Source organism: Acinetobacter sp. ANC 4779 (genome assembly GCF_004331055.1).
GTDB lineage: Bacteria > Pseudomonadota > Gammaproteobacteria > Pseudomonadales > Moraxellaceae > Acinetobacter.
On the sequence record NZ_SJNU01000008.1, the window covers coordinates 142,796 to 156,456 of the forward strand.

Consider the following 13,661-nt stretch of genomic DNA (forward strand, 5'->3'; position numbering starts at 1 on the left):
GTTGCAGTGGCGCTCACAATAGCATTAAATAAACTCAGACCCAAGGTAGCCCTTTGTTCTAATTACACTCACTAAGAATAAAAAAGTCTAAAAAATGAATTCATCGATTAAACATTGGCCAGAACAAGAACGTCCACGTGAACGCCTGATTCAACAGGGCTCTTCCAGTTTGTCAGATGCCGAACTACTTGCCATCTTTTTACGTTCCGGTTCCAAACAGCATTCAGCAGTTGAACTTTCCCGGCTGCTATTACAGCATTTCGGCGGACTTAATCCGATTTTTGATGCCACACTTCAGGATTTAAGCCAGTTTCATGGTATTGGCGACAGCAAATATGCTCAACTGATGGCGGTAAAAGAATTGGGACGGCGTTATATCGGCCAACATTTAAAACAGGAAAAAATTGAATTAAGTAACTCAAAGACACTTTTGGATTTTTTGAAATTTGAATTGCTCGGTGAAACTCAAGAGGTTTTTGCAGTGCTTTGCCTCGATGGACATTTAAGAAAAATAAGCTTTAAAAAAATGTTCTATGGATCAATAAACTCATGTGAAATTTCGATTAATCAATTACTGCGCCATGCCATTCATCAACATGCCAGTAGTCTCGTGATTGCGCATAACCATCCCTTTGGTCGGCCCCATGCATCGAAGACTGATATTGAACTCACCCAACGCATTTTAACGGCCTGTGATTTATTAGAAATCAAACTGATTGACCATTGTATTGTTTCTCCAGAAGGGAGTTATTCTTTTGCTGAACATGGGCTTATCCAGCCCCAATAATAAATGTAACAAATGTTGACAAAAGCCGCGCTAACATTGAAGATTCATAAAAATATTGACGATACTAATAACATGATTGTGCGTGACCAACCTAGTATATTTAGGCTGCTATTTTCTTGGCGTGGAACCATTTTGCCCAAGGTTTTGCCGCCTTTAGGTGTGGTCATGCTGATCTCTGCTGTCATCGGTGGATTATCTCATATCGGGTATTTTAATTTTCCAGAGTTACCGTTGGTGGGCTTTACCCTTATTGGGGTGGTGCTGTCCATTTTTCTAGGATTTAAAAATACCGCCTGTTATGACCGGTGGTGGGAAGCACGTAAACTGTGGGGCATGCTGATTGCCAATGCGCGGCATTTTGACCGTGACTGCCGTATGCTGAGTCAGGGACGCCGTGAACGGGTGATCCAGCACGTGATTGTATTTGCCAATGTACTGCGTGACCGTTTACGTCATCAAACGGCGAACCCACTGGCATTGGTTGAAACCAGCGGCATGAGTCAGCAGGCAGTAACCCAGCTTTATCAACAAGCCAATGCGCCACAATACACTTTAAGTTTGATGCAATGGGAATTGATGCAAGCCCTTAAAGAAGGGGAAATTTCCGATATTATTTATACCCAGATGAACCAGCATGTGGCTGAACTAAGTTTGGTGCAAACCGGTTGTGACCGGATTGCCACCACCCCTTTACCGTTTGCTTATTCGGTTTTGCTGAACCGTACCGTGTTTTTCTTCTGTTTTATGTTGCCGTTTAGCTTGGGTTCGACCCTAGGTTTGGCAACTCCCTTAATGGTCGGTATTCTGGCTTATACTTTTTTAGGCTTAGATGCCTTAAGTTCCGAAATTGAAGAACCGTTTGGTACGCAAAGTAATGACTTACCACTAGATGCCATGGTTCGTACCATCGAGATTGAATTACTGGGAACGCTGGGTAAACCGACTCCTCCACCCATTCAGGCGCAGGATCACAATTTGCTTTAATTTATTACCTCTCCCTAGCCCTCTCCTATAAGGAGAGGGAACTCCTTCTCCCTCTGGGAGAAGGTTGGGATGAGGGAATAACTAAACAAAACTTTCCCAGATCCCCACTTGCCCTTCTTTGAGGCGCGGAATATTACCCAATCGAATCCAAGGCATATGATCGCCATGAAAATCACTCCCCACAGAAACCCTTAAATCAAATTCCGCAATCATACGATCGACCATCTGACGTGTAGAAGCCGGTTCAATTGCAGGAGGAAGCTCCACGGCGTCTCCACCGAATTTGACAAATATCTCAATCAAATAACGGATATTGGTAGCGGATAAATCATATTTGGTTGGATGTGCCAATACGGCATAGCCTTGGCTGGCATGAATAACTTTGATGGTTTCTTCCAAACCCAGCCCGTCAAATTTCACATAGGCTTTTTTGCCTTCTTTAATATATTTATCAAAAGCTTGTTGCGGACGACTCACCATCTTTTTTTCGACTAAGGTTTTGGCAATATGGGTACGGGTAATACGGTCTGCAATGCCATCTACTTTGGCAATGACATCGGCATAAATATCCTGACCTATCAAGGGAATCAGCAAATCGCAAATTTGTTTGGCCCGAATGGCGCGAATCTTTTTTTGTTGTTCGAGCAAAATCTGCAAAGGTTCCGGATTTTGCATATTCAAGGCAACAATATGTACCCCATAACTTTTTTGAGTTGCCGGTCGTGACCATTGACTAGAAATTTCCACACCAGAAATAATCGTCAAGGGTAAATCTAATGCAACTTTTTCAGCTAATCTTAAGCCATCCATAGTATCGTGGTCAGTCAGCGCAAGGGTATGAATACCTTTTTCAATGGCTGCATGCACAAGTTGTTCTGGAGACAAAGTTCCATCAGAAATATTACTGTGTGTATGTAAATCTACGCCTTGCATCACTTATACTACGTCATTTATTTGATCAGATTTAGATACTCTAACATGAAAGCACTTTTAGACTTTGTGCCACTCATTATTTTCTTTTATTTATATAAAACCGTTGATCCTAAAGATACTGAGCATCCCCTGCTTCAATTGATTGGTTCTGCAGGAGGTATAGATAATAATAATATTTTGGTTGCAACCTCTGGCCTGATTATTTCCATGCTGGTGGTATATGGGGCTTTGTTTATTATACAAAAATTCCGTTTAGACAAACAACAATGGATTGTGTTGTTTATGACGGTGATTTTTGGTGGCGTCACCTTAATGCTCAGCGATGATTTTTATATCCGTTTGAAAGCGGTGCTGTTAAATATTATCTTCGCAGGCGCATTCTTACTTTCGCCATATTTTATGAAAGACAAGAAACCGCTGATTCAGCGTTTATTTGGTCCAATTTTCGAGTTAAGCGAAAAAGGCTGGAAAAATTTAAACTTTGCTTGGGCAGCCATGTTCATATTCATGTCTTGCTTACATATTTTCTTCGCTTTTTTATTTGCAAACGGAAAATATTGGGGTGAATTCACTGCATTTGGTGACATGATTGTAATGTTTTCCTTTATCATTATTCAGTTTATTGTTTTGCGCAAATATTTTAAGTCGCCTGAAGAATAATTCAGGTCAACTGATCGAGAAAGAATATGCCTTTATTCGTCGTAAGCTGTACAGATAACGAAGGTACAGTAGAAAAACGTCTAGCTATCCGCCCGCAGCATCTTGAACGTCTGCAAAAATTAAATGATGAAGGCCGCTTAATTGTTGCCGGTGCCATGCCAAAAGATCCGAGCAATCCCCAAGCAGGTTTCTATGGCAGTACCATTATTGTTGACTTTGAATCACGTGAAGCGCTTGATGCATGGCTACAAGAAGAGCCTTTCTTAAAAGCAGGCGTATACGGCCATATTGATGTGAAACCTTTTAATAAAGCTTTCCCTCAAGGATAAAATCATGCGCGTTGTTGTTTCAAGCTTATTGGGTTTGTCTCTCATCTGTTCTACTGCATGGGCGGTTGAAACCGCTCCTGCTGCACCTGCACCTGCTATAGCTCCTGCTGCTCAAGCAACGACTGTAACACAACCGCCACAGACCCAAAAACCACAAACATTGCCTGCAAATAAACCCGGTACTGTTCCTACTGCTGGGAACGTAGAAGTAGATGCCTATGGTCTACCTCTACAAACGAAACCTTTAACGGCAGAACAACTTGCGAAAAATAAAGTCTTGCAAGAAGCAAAAGTTAAAGCCTTGGTTAAGGATCAGGCCACTCGTTTACAACAATTGGAAAAAGCCAATTTGGATGCCTTATCGCAAAACCAAGAGTTGCAATTGAAAAATGATAGCCTGGGCGTGCAAGTTCAAGTTTTACAAAGTGAACGTAGTGCGCAAATGTTTTTATACGGCGCTGCGACCATTGCTGTCGGTGTCTTGCTCGGTTTCTTGATTGCAAGTTATGTCTACACCAAACGTCGTCGTCAGTGGTAAAACATCTTATTCTATTTTTGTTTTAAAGGTTGCTTAGCTTTTGTCGAGTGCAATTCAAACTGCTGATCTTGATTGGCAATCTGTGAATGGAATTGAGATTCCTGTCTCCAAACAGTTTGGGGACATCTACTTTTCTAGAGACAATGGTTTACTCGAAGCCCGACATGTCTTTTTAAATGGCAATAACCTTGCGACACGTTTGGCAGAGCTGCAAGACTTTGAATATTTTTGTGTCGGCGAAACCGGCTTTGGTACAGCGTTAAACGCTTTAGCGTTATGGCAAATGTGGCAACAACTGCGCCCGAATAATCGAAGCCGTCTGCACTTGATGAGTGTGGAAAAATTTCCACTTAGGAAAGCCGATTTTATTCGTGCACTAAAGGTCTGGCCCGAACTGCAACCTTTGGCCGAGCAACTCATCAAGCAATATCCACTGCCCATTGCCGGCTGTCACAGACTGAACTTCCCTGAAGATCGGTTTTCCATTGATTTATGGCTCGGTGATGCCAATGATGTCTTGCCGGTTATGGTCAAAACCAAAGCTGTAGATGCATGGTTTCTAGATGGTTTTGCACCTGCTTGCAATCCTGATCTGTGGCAAGAACATGTTTTAAGCCATATGGTTCGACTTTCTGACTATGCAACGACTTTTGCCTCTTTTAGTGTTGCGGGTGTTTTAAAACGGGGCTTAAGTGAGCACGAAATTACGGTTGCTCTGCCACCCGGTTTTAAGCATAAACGTCAAATGCTCACCGCAATCTGGAATCCTCCAAAAGTTCAAGATCAAGAAACTCCTCATTCAACCATCACAAAGACCGAACAATCCGAATTAATAAATTCAGCTTCAGCTTTTAAACAACGTGAAATTGCCATTATTGGCGCAGGAATAGCCGGTTTAAGTTGCGCCTATGCCTTTGCTAGTCGTGGTCATCAAATCACGATTTACGACCAATCAGCGCCTCTTTCGGGAGCATCTGGCAATCCACTGGCCTTACTCAATCCAAGATTAGGTCGTATTGAGCAAAGTGCTGCGCATCTGGTGACATTGGCATGGCAATATGCGATTCCGCATTATCAAAAATTCAAAGCTTTTCGTCCGATTCAGGTCAGTCAATTGGCACTGAAACAGGACGATGATTTACTTGAACTGGCAGAACAATATCCTCAAGGGGTATTTGCCGCAGAAGTAAATCAAAGTGAGCTTGAAACCGAATTTCCAAACTTAAAATTATTACAAGCGGGCACCATTTCACCGCATCAATTACGCGATCAAATTTTAGCGCATCCTGCCATTCATTTTCAGCAAGCGGAAATTGCGGAGTTAAATACAGCAACTAAAGTTCAAGTGATCGACAGCAAGCAACAATGTTTGGGTGAATTTGATCATGTGATTGTTTGTGCAGCGCTAAATAGCAAAAACTTTGCGCAACAATTTCCAAAACTGACCCCAAACCGTGGGCAAGTGAGTTGGGTGAATAATGCGAATCAGCCGTTACCAACTGAACAGGCATATAGTTATGGTGGTTATTGCATGCAACTGGATCAGCAGCATCTGATCTTAGGCGCATCATTTCATCCAGATCGGGATGACAATGAAGTCTTGCTTGAAGATCACGTGCATAACTATACGCTGATCCACAGTGTCTTTCCGGATTATGCACAATCTTTGCCGCCGGTTGAAACTTGGCAGGGTCGTGCATCTGTGCGGACGCAAAGCCCGGACTATTTCCCCTTACTTGGAAAAATTCAGCCCGATGCGGAAATCTATACCTTTACCGCTTTAGGCTCGAAAGGCTTTTTATTTGCACCGCTGTGTAGTGAGGTCTTGACTGCTCAGGTTTTAGGCGAAGCTTGCCCGCTGACTTCCTATTGGGTCAACAAACTCAATCCGCGACGCTTTATTAAAAAAGTAAAACCGAAGAAGCCTTATTATCAAAAGCCACTTCCAAGCTCACTCTAAAAAACCAGTCAAAGAAAAATCCCCCTTTAGATAAAGAGGGATTCATTGAATTCATTTTTGAGCCATTAAAAAAGCACCTTACGGTGCTTTTTTTTAAGCGCCCTGTTCTAAAGGCAATCCTGCATCACGTGCAGCACGAGTGCCACCCATCAATACAACATACTCACGTGAGCCATCTAAGCTATCTAACTTTTCAGCAGCACGTGGTGCTTTACTACCGCCACCACATAAAATGTAAATGGGCTGATCCGACTCCACCTGAGTTAAGCAGTCTGCACTCAAGTCATCTATGGGCTGATTTACAGCACCTTTCACATGACCTTCAGCAAAGGCTTTTGTATCACGAACATCCCAGATAACTGCATTTTCTGGGAACTCAAATGTTGTAATTTCTTGTTTACGGATCATTGTGCACTCCTTTGATGTAAACAACACTTGGCAAATGAAGAAAACACCCCTAGCATCTCAGATATTCTTTCCCTTTGTAAAGGTCTAAACCATGCCTTCTTTCGATATTGTCTCTGAATTAGAAATTTTTGAAGTAAATCATGCCGTTCAAAACACGCAAAAAGAGATTGCGACCCGTTTTGACTTCCGTGGCCAAGACGTTTCTATTGAAGTAAGCGAAAAAAATAAAGAAATCAAAATTACCGCAGAAAGTGATTTCCAATGCGAACAAGTGTACAGCATGCTGGAAAATCATTTCTTTAAACGTAAAGTAGATATTCAAGCGCTTGATCCACAAAAAATGACCGCTTCAGGTAAAAATGTCATTCAAGTGATTAAGCTTAAAGACGGTCTTGACTCTGATACTGCAAAAAAAATTAATAAAGCCATTAAAGAAAGCGGCATTAAAGCGCAATCTTCTATTCAAGGCGACAAAATTCGTGTGACTGATAAAAAACGCGATACTTTGCAACAAATTATGGCGTTTTTAAAAGAACAACAATTTGGTGTGCCTTTGCAGTTTAATAACTTTAAAGACTAATGCAGTGATGCAATAAAACCTCGAGGAATTTCATGACTCCAACCAATCGCCTATCAAAACTGGTTAAAGCAAGCTCTAAATTACCCAAAGGTATTCGCAGTACCCTATGGAGCAAAGCGTTTGGTCGGGTCGTGCCGATGGTGGGTAGCGCCAATATTCGCTACCTCGAAGTTAGCCCCCCAAAAGTGGTGGTGAAAATTGAAAACCATCGAGCCATGCAAAACCACATTGGTCAGGTGCATGCCTGCGCAATGGCATTAATTGCTGAAACAGCTACCGGTTTTGTTACCGGCATGAATGTTCCTGACTCATCTATTGTACTTATCAAAAGTTTCAAACTTGATTTTAAACGCCCTTCTAAAGGTACGATGACTGCCACTGCAACCCTCACTGATGAGCAGCAAAAGTTGATGCAAAGCACTGAAAAAGGTGAAACCCTGGTTACGGTAAAGGTGACAGATGAATCCGGTGAAGAGCCGATTCAATGCGAAATGCTGTGGGCGTGGGTTTCAAAGTCACACTTAAAGAAATGATTACATCTTGAATTTGCTTGGCTTAAAGCTCAATCGAATGATGTTTTTTTCTTTTGTAAAAACAGCTGAGCTTAAAATAGAGCAGACGTTGTTTTAAAAATTCAGCACATAAAAAAAGCCCAATCATGTTGGGCTTTTTTTATTATTCATTATTGCGCGGGCTGCGCTGCTAAATATTTTTGTTTTACATCCTCTGGAATTTGACGCTTTCCACCTTTCACATCGACCGCAACAAAGGTAAACACGCCTTCTGTCACACGGATGGGTTCACGTGAACTGTCATGACTATCCCAGACTTCAATCTGCATTTGAATAGAGGTATTACCTACTTTTAAGATTTTGGTATAACAACTAATCACATCACCGACTTTTACCGGAACCAAAAAAGTCATCTGATTAATCGAAATCGTGGCACAACGTCCTTTACTAAAACGTTCTGCATGAATTGCACCTGCCAAATCCATTTGTGAAACAATCCATCCACCAAAAACATCACCACTCCAGTTGGTATCTGCCGGCATTGCAATGGTTTGAAGGGAAAGGGTTCCTTCAGGTTTTACATGAGTATCTGACACATTAGCTCCCAGTATTGGCATTTAATTGTTGATCCAGCCACTGTTGCAGCTCTGTAGATCGTAAAGCACCACTTATTCTAGCAATTTCGTTGGCTTTATTCATCAAAACCAAGGTGGGAATACTACGCACATTAAAAGCCCCGCTGAGTCGAGGCGATTGTTCGGTATTAATTTTTGCAAAAACCACTCCCGGATTCTGTTTTGCCACCTGTTCAAAATGAGGTGCCATCATCTTGCAAGGACCACACCATTCAGCCCACAAGTCAATCAGTACAGGCAATTCACTATGGGTGACAAAGTTACTAAAATTGTGTTCATTCAATTCAATTGGAGCCAGAGGAATAAGCGCATGTTGACACTGGCCACAGTTTGGATTTGCCTCTAGTTTATCTTCAGGTACTCGATTTCTCGCACCGCACGCAGGACATACAATAATCATTTAGCTTACTCCAATATGTTGATGTAAAAATTCTAATTGGGTAGATATCGCTTTTTCAAACCATTGACCATGATAAATATCAAAATGTTGCATATCCCATTCATGATATTGCACATAAGGTGCAATATTGGTTGCCGTTTCACGACTCGACTCAAGTGGAACCAGGCTATCTTGTTTGGCAGCAATAAATAAAACAGGAACACTAATTTTACGCACATCCTGAATAGGACGATAACGAATTAAATTGAAAAAGATCCGGGCCGGAATCTCTCCGCTCCAGAAATAATCCGGATTAACAATGGACAGATAGCCGGCATAACTATCGGCTGTCGGCATAAAACTTAAACCCTTTCTGTCTACGACAGGCAAAGTTTTCGGGGCCATGCCGACTTTTGCACCCATATAGTCCTGACTGGATATTTTCAATGCTTTCGGTAGTTGTTGTAAAGGGTAAAGCTTGGCACTTTCTGCTCCATCAACGAAGGGGATTTGAGCGATGACAGCGTGAACATTTTTTAGTTCTGCTGCCAAAGTTAAAACATAGCCGCCGCTTAAAGAAGTACCCCAAAGTACAATACGCCGCGTATCTACTGATTTTCGCTCTAGAATATGTGCAATCATGGTTCGCCAGTCTTCTAATTGAGCTTGAATCAACACCAACTCACGTGGGCGTCCTGTGCTCCCACCCCAATAACGATAATCAAACAATACAACAGCATAACCTGCTTGAGCAAAACGCTTGGCATACTGAACCAGTTTAAATTGACGCAAGGCTGCCAATCCATGAGCCATAATAATGACCGCAGGTTTATGTTCAGTTTTGGGACGGTAAAAATCCGCAGCAATGACATCTTTCCCACTATTTACATACAGTGGTTCAACTGTATAGGAATGCATATGCGCTCCATTGCGTTATTTTATGGTTATAATCGCTTATAAAAATCTCAACAGATTAAGCTCCAGTTTCAGCTTAATGCTATCATAAAGCATATATCTATTTAGCAAATTATGGAGTGACAAAATGAGTGAAAATGTCGGCTTTGCAGGTCAAATTACACCGGAACAAGTAGCACAAGTAATTGAAAAAGGCTTTAAATCAATTATTAATAACCGTCCGGATATGGAAGGTGGTGCTGAACAACCTACCAGTGCGCAAATTGAAGAAGCTGCGCGCAATGCGGGTTTAGATTACGTTTTCCAACCTGTTGTTGCGGGTCAAATTACTGAAGTCGATGTACGTGCATTTGCCAATCACTTCAATGAGCTTCCAAAGCCGGTATTGATGTTTTGCCGTACCGGTAACCGCTCAAATAATTTATATCAACTCGCAAAGCAAATGGATTTACTGGATGATTAAGCACGTTACTTATCGTGCTTTACTCAGTTTAAGTTTGACTTGTAGCACAGTTCTTTTTGCAGAAACGACTGATTTAACCCGTAGTTTAAATTCTTCGTTAAGTGTGACAGGTCAAATGACAATTGACAAATTTAAGACCTTGATAGGTCAAGGTTTTAAATCTGTCATCGTAAACCATCTTGACCAGGAGCAAGGGAATCTGGTTTCTGTAAGTCAATTGCGCAATATTGCTGAACAGGCTCATGTGAGTGTTATTTACCAACCTATTACCAGTGATAAAGTTTCTGAAACAGAGATAGTTGAATTTTCAAAATATTATAATGAGCTTCCAAAACCAATTTTAATTATATGTCGAAGTGGCACACGCTCTTCAATACTATTTAATGAAGCGAAAAAACTAGGATTGCTCAATGAATAAAATGATTCTTATACTACTTATTTCATGTGTCTTTGCGGGATGTAGCTCGATGAATGTTCGACCTACGGTCGGGGTGAGTGTTGGGACATCCATCTGAACAACAAATAATTTTTTGGCGCTATATGCGCCATTTTTTATGTATGATATCTTTATGCAATAAAACTTTTTTCATACATTTATAAAATTTTGGGGTAAAGCATGAAATTCACACAAGGAACACTTGCGCTTGCAATAACTGGACTCTTAACTGCTTGTGGCGGTGGTGGCAGCAATGGTTATTATAATAAAAGTGACTCTAATAACTCTAATGAAAATAATAATGGTAGCGTTACCACACCAACAGAAAACGCTCAAGCCGAGCTTGATATTCTGAAACGCGAAGGTCAATTCTTATTTGGTAATTATAATCCAAATGATGCAACTACAGCCAAAGGTTATATTGACCATGCATTAGATACTTTCGCTCAAGGGCCATTACAGTTAGCGATAGATGCAAAAAAAGTTTTTGATAGTCGTAAAGTTTCAAATCAAACGCAAGTTGATGGTTTTGAATACAGAGCGAAGTGTATGGACTCTGGTACATATGCAAATACAGCTTGTTATATTCTCTTTGGCGAATCGGCAATAAAATCAGCATTGGCATCACCTAACAATAATTATTCCAACTGGGATTTTGATGTAAATGATGATGAAATCAGTGGGATGAAATTATCTGAAGAACAGATTGATCATTACACAGGCAAAACAATGATTATTATTTTTGATAATCGGAATGCAGACAAGAAGTTTAATGATGTTTGGGTAACAGGTGTATTTGGTTATCCATATAAGCAGTCTTGGGGGCTTATTCAAGAAGATCAATTACGTATAGTATCTATGAATGAAACTGACAGTAATTATCAAGTTACATTAACCTATAATAATCAGACAACAGAAACTAAAGGTGCTTTAAGTATTTATAAAGACCCAACCTCTACAAATGGGGATTTATATGTACTACAAAACAATTCTGGATTTGATGTATTAATTAATGATAATCCAAATACTCCAGATGTAGAACCTGTTGCTTTTACAATCAACTCTATTCCAGGTGATACAACAGCATTAGCGACTTATCGTATAGCTGCTTCTGGTTTACAAACTTTAAATATCCCAAGTATTAGTTCTATTTCTGGTACAAGAATAGAAAATGAAAGTCCATCATCTAATACAAATAGCTTTACAGGTAGTATCTTACTGAAAGGTTCAGATATTTTTACATTTAAAAATTCATTAAATGGAACTATTTTAGACTTTGAACATAAATTCAATAACATCATTTTTAAAGGCCAATCTGTAAACAACAATGGAACCATCAAAACCACACTGACCCAGCCAAGCGGTGTGACTTATTAATTAAGTGTAAATAATTGCAAGAAAACCCTCAGCCATGAGGGTTTTTTTATATAGTAGGAAAGAGCTTACATTTTCAGATTTCATTTTATGTACGAAATTATTATTATTGGTGCGGGTACTGCAGGAATCTCTGCATATAAAGAAGCAATAAAGCACACACAAAATATTCTGATAATTAATGACGGTCCTTGGGATACAACTTGTGCTCGTGTTGGATGTATGCCAAGTAAAGTAATCATCTCAACAGCCAACAGAATACATGACATTCAACATGCTGAAGAAGTGGCTTTAAAAGTTTCAGCTAAAATAGACACTTCTCAAGTGATGCATCATGTAAGAGAGCTACGTGATTATTTTACCAAGGCCACATTAGAAGAAGTTAATAGCTGGGATGATGCCCATAAAATCTCTGGAAAAGCTCATTTCATTGACTCAAAAACGGTTCAAGTTGATCAAAACCAATATCAAGCCAAGAACTTCATTATTGCTGTTGGGTCAACCCCGACTCTTAATAAAGATTGGAAAAATGAACTGGGTGATAAACTCATTACTTCCGATCAGATTTTCGAACTGGAAACCTTACCAAAATCATTAGCAGTGATCGGTAGTGGGGTTATTGCAATTGAACTTGCACAAGCTATGCAACGTTTAGGAGTGAAAACCACTATCTTTGCCCGGAGTCGTAAAGTTGGATCTTTAACAAGTCCTAAATTACAAAAAATTGCACAAGATATTTTAATTGAAGAATTAAATATTAAGTTTGAAATACTCCCCGAGCAAGTCCGAAAATTTCGCAACAAAGTTAAAATCAGTTACACAGAAAATGGAAATATAAATGAGGTCACTGTTGCTTATGTATTGGTCGCGACAGGACGTAACAGTCATTTAAATAGTTTAAATCTAGAAAATATCGATTCTAAATTTACTGATCTAAAAAAACTGCCTGTGGATATGCATACTAAACAATTGGCTGATTATCCAATCTTCATTATTGGCGATGCCCATACCAATTCTCCAATTCAGCATGAAGCTGCTCACGAAGGGCGAACTACAGTTCATAATTGCCTAAACTTTCCTAAACTTAAAAATATCAAAACCCTTACTCCACTTAGTATTGTCTTTAGTCAACCAGAAATGGCCATTGTGGGACAGAGTTTCAAACAGCTCACTGACTCCAAAATCGAGTTTATCACTGGCTTTGTTTCATATGAAAAACAAGGTCGAGCAATAGTATTAGGTAAAAACAAGGGTGCTATTGAAGTTTATATTGATAAAAAAACACGTAAGTTTTTAGGAAGTGAACTTTTTGTTGAGTCGGCTGAACATATGGCACATTTATTATCGTGGATACTCTCTGAAGCCCTAAGCCTGGATCAGATTCTGGAGAAACCGTTCTACCATCCTACCTTGGAAGAAGGCTTGAGAACGGCCTTTAAACATGCCCGACGGCAGCTCGACTAAAAATCCGGAATGCTTATTTTATTTTTAGCTGCTTGAGGAACTGTCTTTTTTAATTTCTTTTTTTAGCTGCATAAAAACCCCCCCTCAATCTTAAGATTAAGGGGGGTTTTAGGAATAATGAGCTGGCGATGACTTACTCTCACATGGGTAACCCCACACTACCATCAGCGCAAAGAGGTTTCACTTCTGAGTTCGGGAAGGGATCAGGTGGTTCACTCTTGCTATTGTCGCCAGCACAACTGTTTATGGATACTTGCCTCGGTCTTAGCTGCACTTTTTAAGTGTATGCCTAGGCTTTTTCCAA

General features: G+C 40.3%; 17 protein-coding genes and 1 rRNA gene. 12 read left to right on the top strand and 6 right to left on the bottom strand.

What is annotated here, in order from left to right:
- Nucleotides 1-94: 94 nt before the first annotated feature.
- Complete coding sequence (gene radC, locus E0H80_RS10905; RefSeq protein WP_131365723.1) at nt 95-787, top strand: RadC family protein; 693 nt, start codon at nt 95-97, stop codon at nt 785-787.
- A gap of 72 nt (nt 788-859) precedes the next feature.
- On the top strand, nt 860-1,771 hold the full coding sequence (locus tag E0H80_RS10910) for a bestrophin family protein (RefSeq protein WP_067870643.1): 912 nt from the start codon (nt 860-862) through the stop codon (nt 1,769-1,771).
- A gap of 81 nt (nt 1,772-1,852) precedes the next feature.
- Here E0H80_RS10910 and E0H80_RS10915 read toward each other — a convergent pair whose 3' ends face one another.
- Nucleotides 1,853-2,704 (bottom strand): PHP domain-containing protein, encoded by an 852-nt coding sequence (locus tag E0H80_RS10915; RefSeq protein ID WP_131365772.1) that lies wholly within the window; start codon nt 2,702-2,704, stop codon nt 1,853-1,855.
- A gap of 45 nt (nt 2,705-2,749) precedes the next feature.
- Between E0H80_RS10915 and E0H80_RS10920 the strand changes: the two genes are divergently transcribed.
- From E0H80_RS10920 to mnmC, 4 genes are read left to right on the top strand one after another with little or no spacing between them, the layout of a single operon-like run.
- Nucleotides 2,750-3,364, top strand: coding sequence for an inner membrane-spanning protein YciB (locus E0H80_RS10920; protein ID WP_131365725.1), 615 nt, complete (start codon nt 2,750-2,752; stop codon nt 3,362-3,364).
- 26 nt (nt 3,365-3,390) lie between these two features.
- Nucleotides 3,391-3,693: a YciI family protein gene (locus tag E0H80_RS10925; RefSeq protein WP_131365727.1), complete on the top strand. Its 303-nt coding sequence runs from the start codon at nt 3,391-3,393 to the stop codon at nt 3,691-3,693.
- A 4-nt stretch (nt 3,694-3,697) separates the two neighbouring features.
- Nucleotides 3,698-4,231, top strand: a complete 534-nt coding sequence (locus E0H80_RS10930; protein ID WP_131365729.1) for a hypothetical protein — start codon at nt 3,698-3,700, stop codon at nt 4,229-4,231.
- Nucleotides 4,232-4,271: 40 nt separating this feature from the next.
- Nucleotides 4,272-6,191 (top strand): FAD-dependent 5-carboxymethylaminomethyl-2-thiouridine(34) oxidoreductase MnmC, encoded by a 1,920-nt coding sequence (gene mnmC, locus E0H80_RS10935; RefSeq protein WP_131365732.1) that lies wholly within the window; start codon nt 4,272-4,274, stop codon nt 6,189-6,191.
- A 93-nt stretch (nt 6,192-6,284) separates the two neighbouring features.
- On the opposite strand, the gene E0H80_RS10940 is transcribed toward mnmC, so the two are convergent.
- Nucleotides 6,285-6,599, bottom strand: a complete 315-nt coding sequence (locus E0H80_RS10940) for a rhodanese-like domain-containing protein (protein ID WP_131365735.1) — start codon at nt 6,597-6,599, stop codon at nt 6,285-6,287.
- 91 nt (nt 6,600-6,690) lie between these two features.
- Here E0H80_RS10940 and E0H80_RS10945 point away from each other — a divergent pair, with 91 nt between their 5' ends.
- Nucleotides 6,691-7,179, top strand: a complete 489-nt coding sequence (locus E0H80_RS10945; RefSeq protein ID WP_131365738.1) for a YajQ family cyclic di-GMP-binding protein — start codon at nt 6,691-6,693, stop codon at nt 7,177-7,179.
- Nucleotides 7,180-7,211: 32 nt separating this feature from the next.
- Nucleotides 7,212-7,712, top strand: a complete 501-nt coding sequence (locus E0H80_RS10950; RefSeq protein WP_131365740.1) for a DUF4442 domain-containing protein — start codon at nt 7,212-7,214, stop codon at nt 7,710-7,712.
- Between the two features lie 149 nt (nt 7,713-7,861).
- On the opposite strand, the gene E0H80_RS10955 is transcribed toward E0H80_RS10950, so the two are convergent.
- Genes E0H80_RS10955 through E0H80_RS10965 form a run of 3 tightly spaced genes read right to left on the bottom strand, consistent with a single transcriptional unit; the run spans nt 7,862 to nt 9,623 of the window.
- The gene (locus E0H80_RS10955; RefSeq protein WP_416224588.1) at nt 7,862-8,308 is read right to left on the bottom strand and encodes an acyl-CoA thioesterase; all 447 of its coding nucleotides are present in this window, start codon (nt 8,306-8,308) and stop codon (nt 7,862-7,864) included.
- On the bottom strand, nt 8,289-8,726 hold the full coding sequence (gene trxC, locus E0H80_RS10960) for a thioredoxin TrxC (protein ID WP_131365745.1): 438 nt from the start codon (nt 8,724-8,726) through the stop codon (nt 8,289-8,291). Before trxC ends, E0H80_RS10955 begins: the two co-directional genes overlap by 20 nt.
- Nucleotides 8,727-9,623 carry an alpha/beta hydrolase gene (locus E0H80_RS10965; RefSeq protein WP_131365747.1) on the bottom strand — a complete coding sequence of 299 codons (897 nt, stop codon included), beginning with the start codon at nt 9,621-9,623 and terminating at the stop codon, nt 8,727-8,729.
- Between the two features lie 124 nt (nt 9,624-9,747).
- Between E0H80_RS10965 and E0H80_RS10970 the strand changes: the two genes are divergently transcribed.
- From E0H80_RS10970 to E0H80_RS10985, 4 genes are all read left to right on the top strand, one after another.
- Nucleotides 9,748-10,083 (top strand): TIGR01244 family sulfur transferase, encoded by a 336-nt coding sequence (locus E0H80_RS10970; RefSeq protein ID WP_131365750.1) that lies wholly within the window; start codon nt 9,748-9,750, stop codon nt 10,081-10,083.
- Nucleotides 10,076-10,501 (top strand): beta-lactamase hydrolase domain-containing protein, encoded by a 426-nt coding sequence (locus E0H80_RS10975; RefSeq protein WP_131365752.1) that lies wholly within the window; start codon nt 10,076-10,078, stop codon nt 10,499-10,501. Before E0H80_RS10970 ends, E0H80_RS10975 begins: the two co-directional genes overlap by 8 nt.
- A gap of 198 nt (nt 10,502-10,699) precedes the next feature.
- A complete protein-coding gene (locus E0H80_RS10980) occupies nt 10,700-11,896 on the top strand; it encodes a hypothetical protein (protein ID WP_131365754.1) in 1,197 nt (398 codons plus the stop codon).
- Nucleotides 11,897-11,983: 87 nt separating this feature from the next.
- Entirely contained in the window at nt 11,984-13,357 is a 1,374-nt protein-coding gene (locus E0H80_RS10985) for a dihydrolipoyl dehydrogenase (RefSeq protein WP_131365756.1), read from the top strand.
- 120 nt (nt 13,358-13,477) lie between these two features.
- Here E0H80_RS10985 and rrf read toward each other — a convergent pair.
- Nucleotides 13,478-13,592, bottom strand: a 5S ribosomal RNA gene (gene rrf, locus E0H80_RS10990).
- Between the last annotated feature and the right edge of the window lie 69 nt (nt 13,593-13,661).

Excerpts from the sequence above, each read along its gene's own strand:
- E0H80_RS10930 (WP_131365729.1), top strand. The coding sequence starts at position 3,698 with ATGCGCGTTGTTGTTTCAAGCTTATTGGGTTTGTCTCTCATCTGTTCT.
- E0H80_RS10920 (WP_131365725.1), top strand. The coding sequence starts at position 2,750 with ATGAAAGCACTTTTAGACTTTGTGCCACTCATTATTTTCTTTTATTTA.
- E0H80_RS10965 (WP_131365747.1), bottom strand. The coding sequence starts at position 9,623 with ATGCATTCCTATACAGTTGAACCACTGTATGTAAATAGTGGGAAAGAT.
- E0H80_RS10925 (WP_131365727.1), top strand. The coding sequence starts at position 3,391 with ATGCCTTTATTCGTCGTAAGCTGTACAGATAACGAAGGTACAGTAGAA.
- E0H80_RS10910 (WP_067870643.1), top strand. The coding sequence starts at position 860 with ATGATTGTGCGTGACCAACCTAGTATATTTAGGCTGCTATTTTCTTGG.
- E0H80_RS10980 (WP_131365754.1), top strand. The coding sequence starts at position 10,700 with ATGAAATTCACACAAGGAACACTTGCGCTTGCAATAACTGGACTCTTA.
- E0H80_RS10915 (WP_131365772.1), bottom strand. The coding sequence starts at position 2,704 with ATGCAAGGCGTAGATTTACATACACACAGTAATATTTCTGATGGAACT.
- E0H80_RS10950 (WP_131365740.1), top strand. The coding sequence starts at position 7,212 with ATGACTCCAACCAATCGCCTATCAAAACTGGTTAAAGCAAGCTCTAAA.
- trxC (WP_131365745.1), bottom strand. The coding sequence starts at position 8,726 with ATGATTATTGTATGTCCTGCGTGCGGTGCGAGAAATCGAGTACCTGAA.
- E0H80_RS10985 (WP_131365756.1), top strand. The coding sequence starts at position 11,984 with ATGTACGAAATTATTATTATTGGTGCGGGTACTGCAGGAATCTCTGCA.
- E0H80_RS10945 (WP_131365738.1), top strand. The coding sequence starts at position 6,691 with ATGCCTTCTTTCGATATTGTCTCTGAATTAGAAATTTTTGAAGTAAAT.
- E0H80_RS10955 (WP_416224588.1), bottom strand. The coding sequence starts at position 8,308 with ATGCCAATACTGGGAGCTAATGTGTCAGATACTCATGTAAAACCTGAA.
- E0H80_RS10970 (WP_131365750.1), top strand. The coding sequence starts at position 9,748 with ATGAGTGAAAATGTCGGCTTTGCAGGTCAAATTACACCGGAACAAGTA.
- radC (WP_131365723.1), top strand. The coding sequence starts at position 95 with ATGAATTCATCGATTAAACATTGGCCAGAACAAGAACGTCCACGTGAA.
- E0H80_RS10940 (WP_131365735.1), bottom strand. The coding sequence starts at position 6,599 with ATGATCCGTAAACAAGAAATTACAACATTTGAGTTCCCAGAAAATGCA.
- E0H80_RS10975 (WP_131365752.1), top strand. The coding sequence starts at position 10,076 with ATGATTAAGCACGTTACTTATCGTGCTTTACTCAGTTTAAGTTTGACT.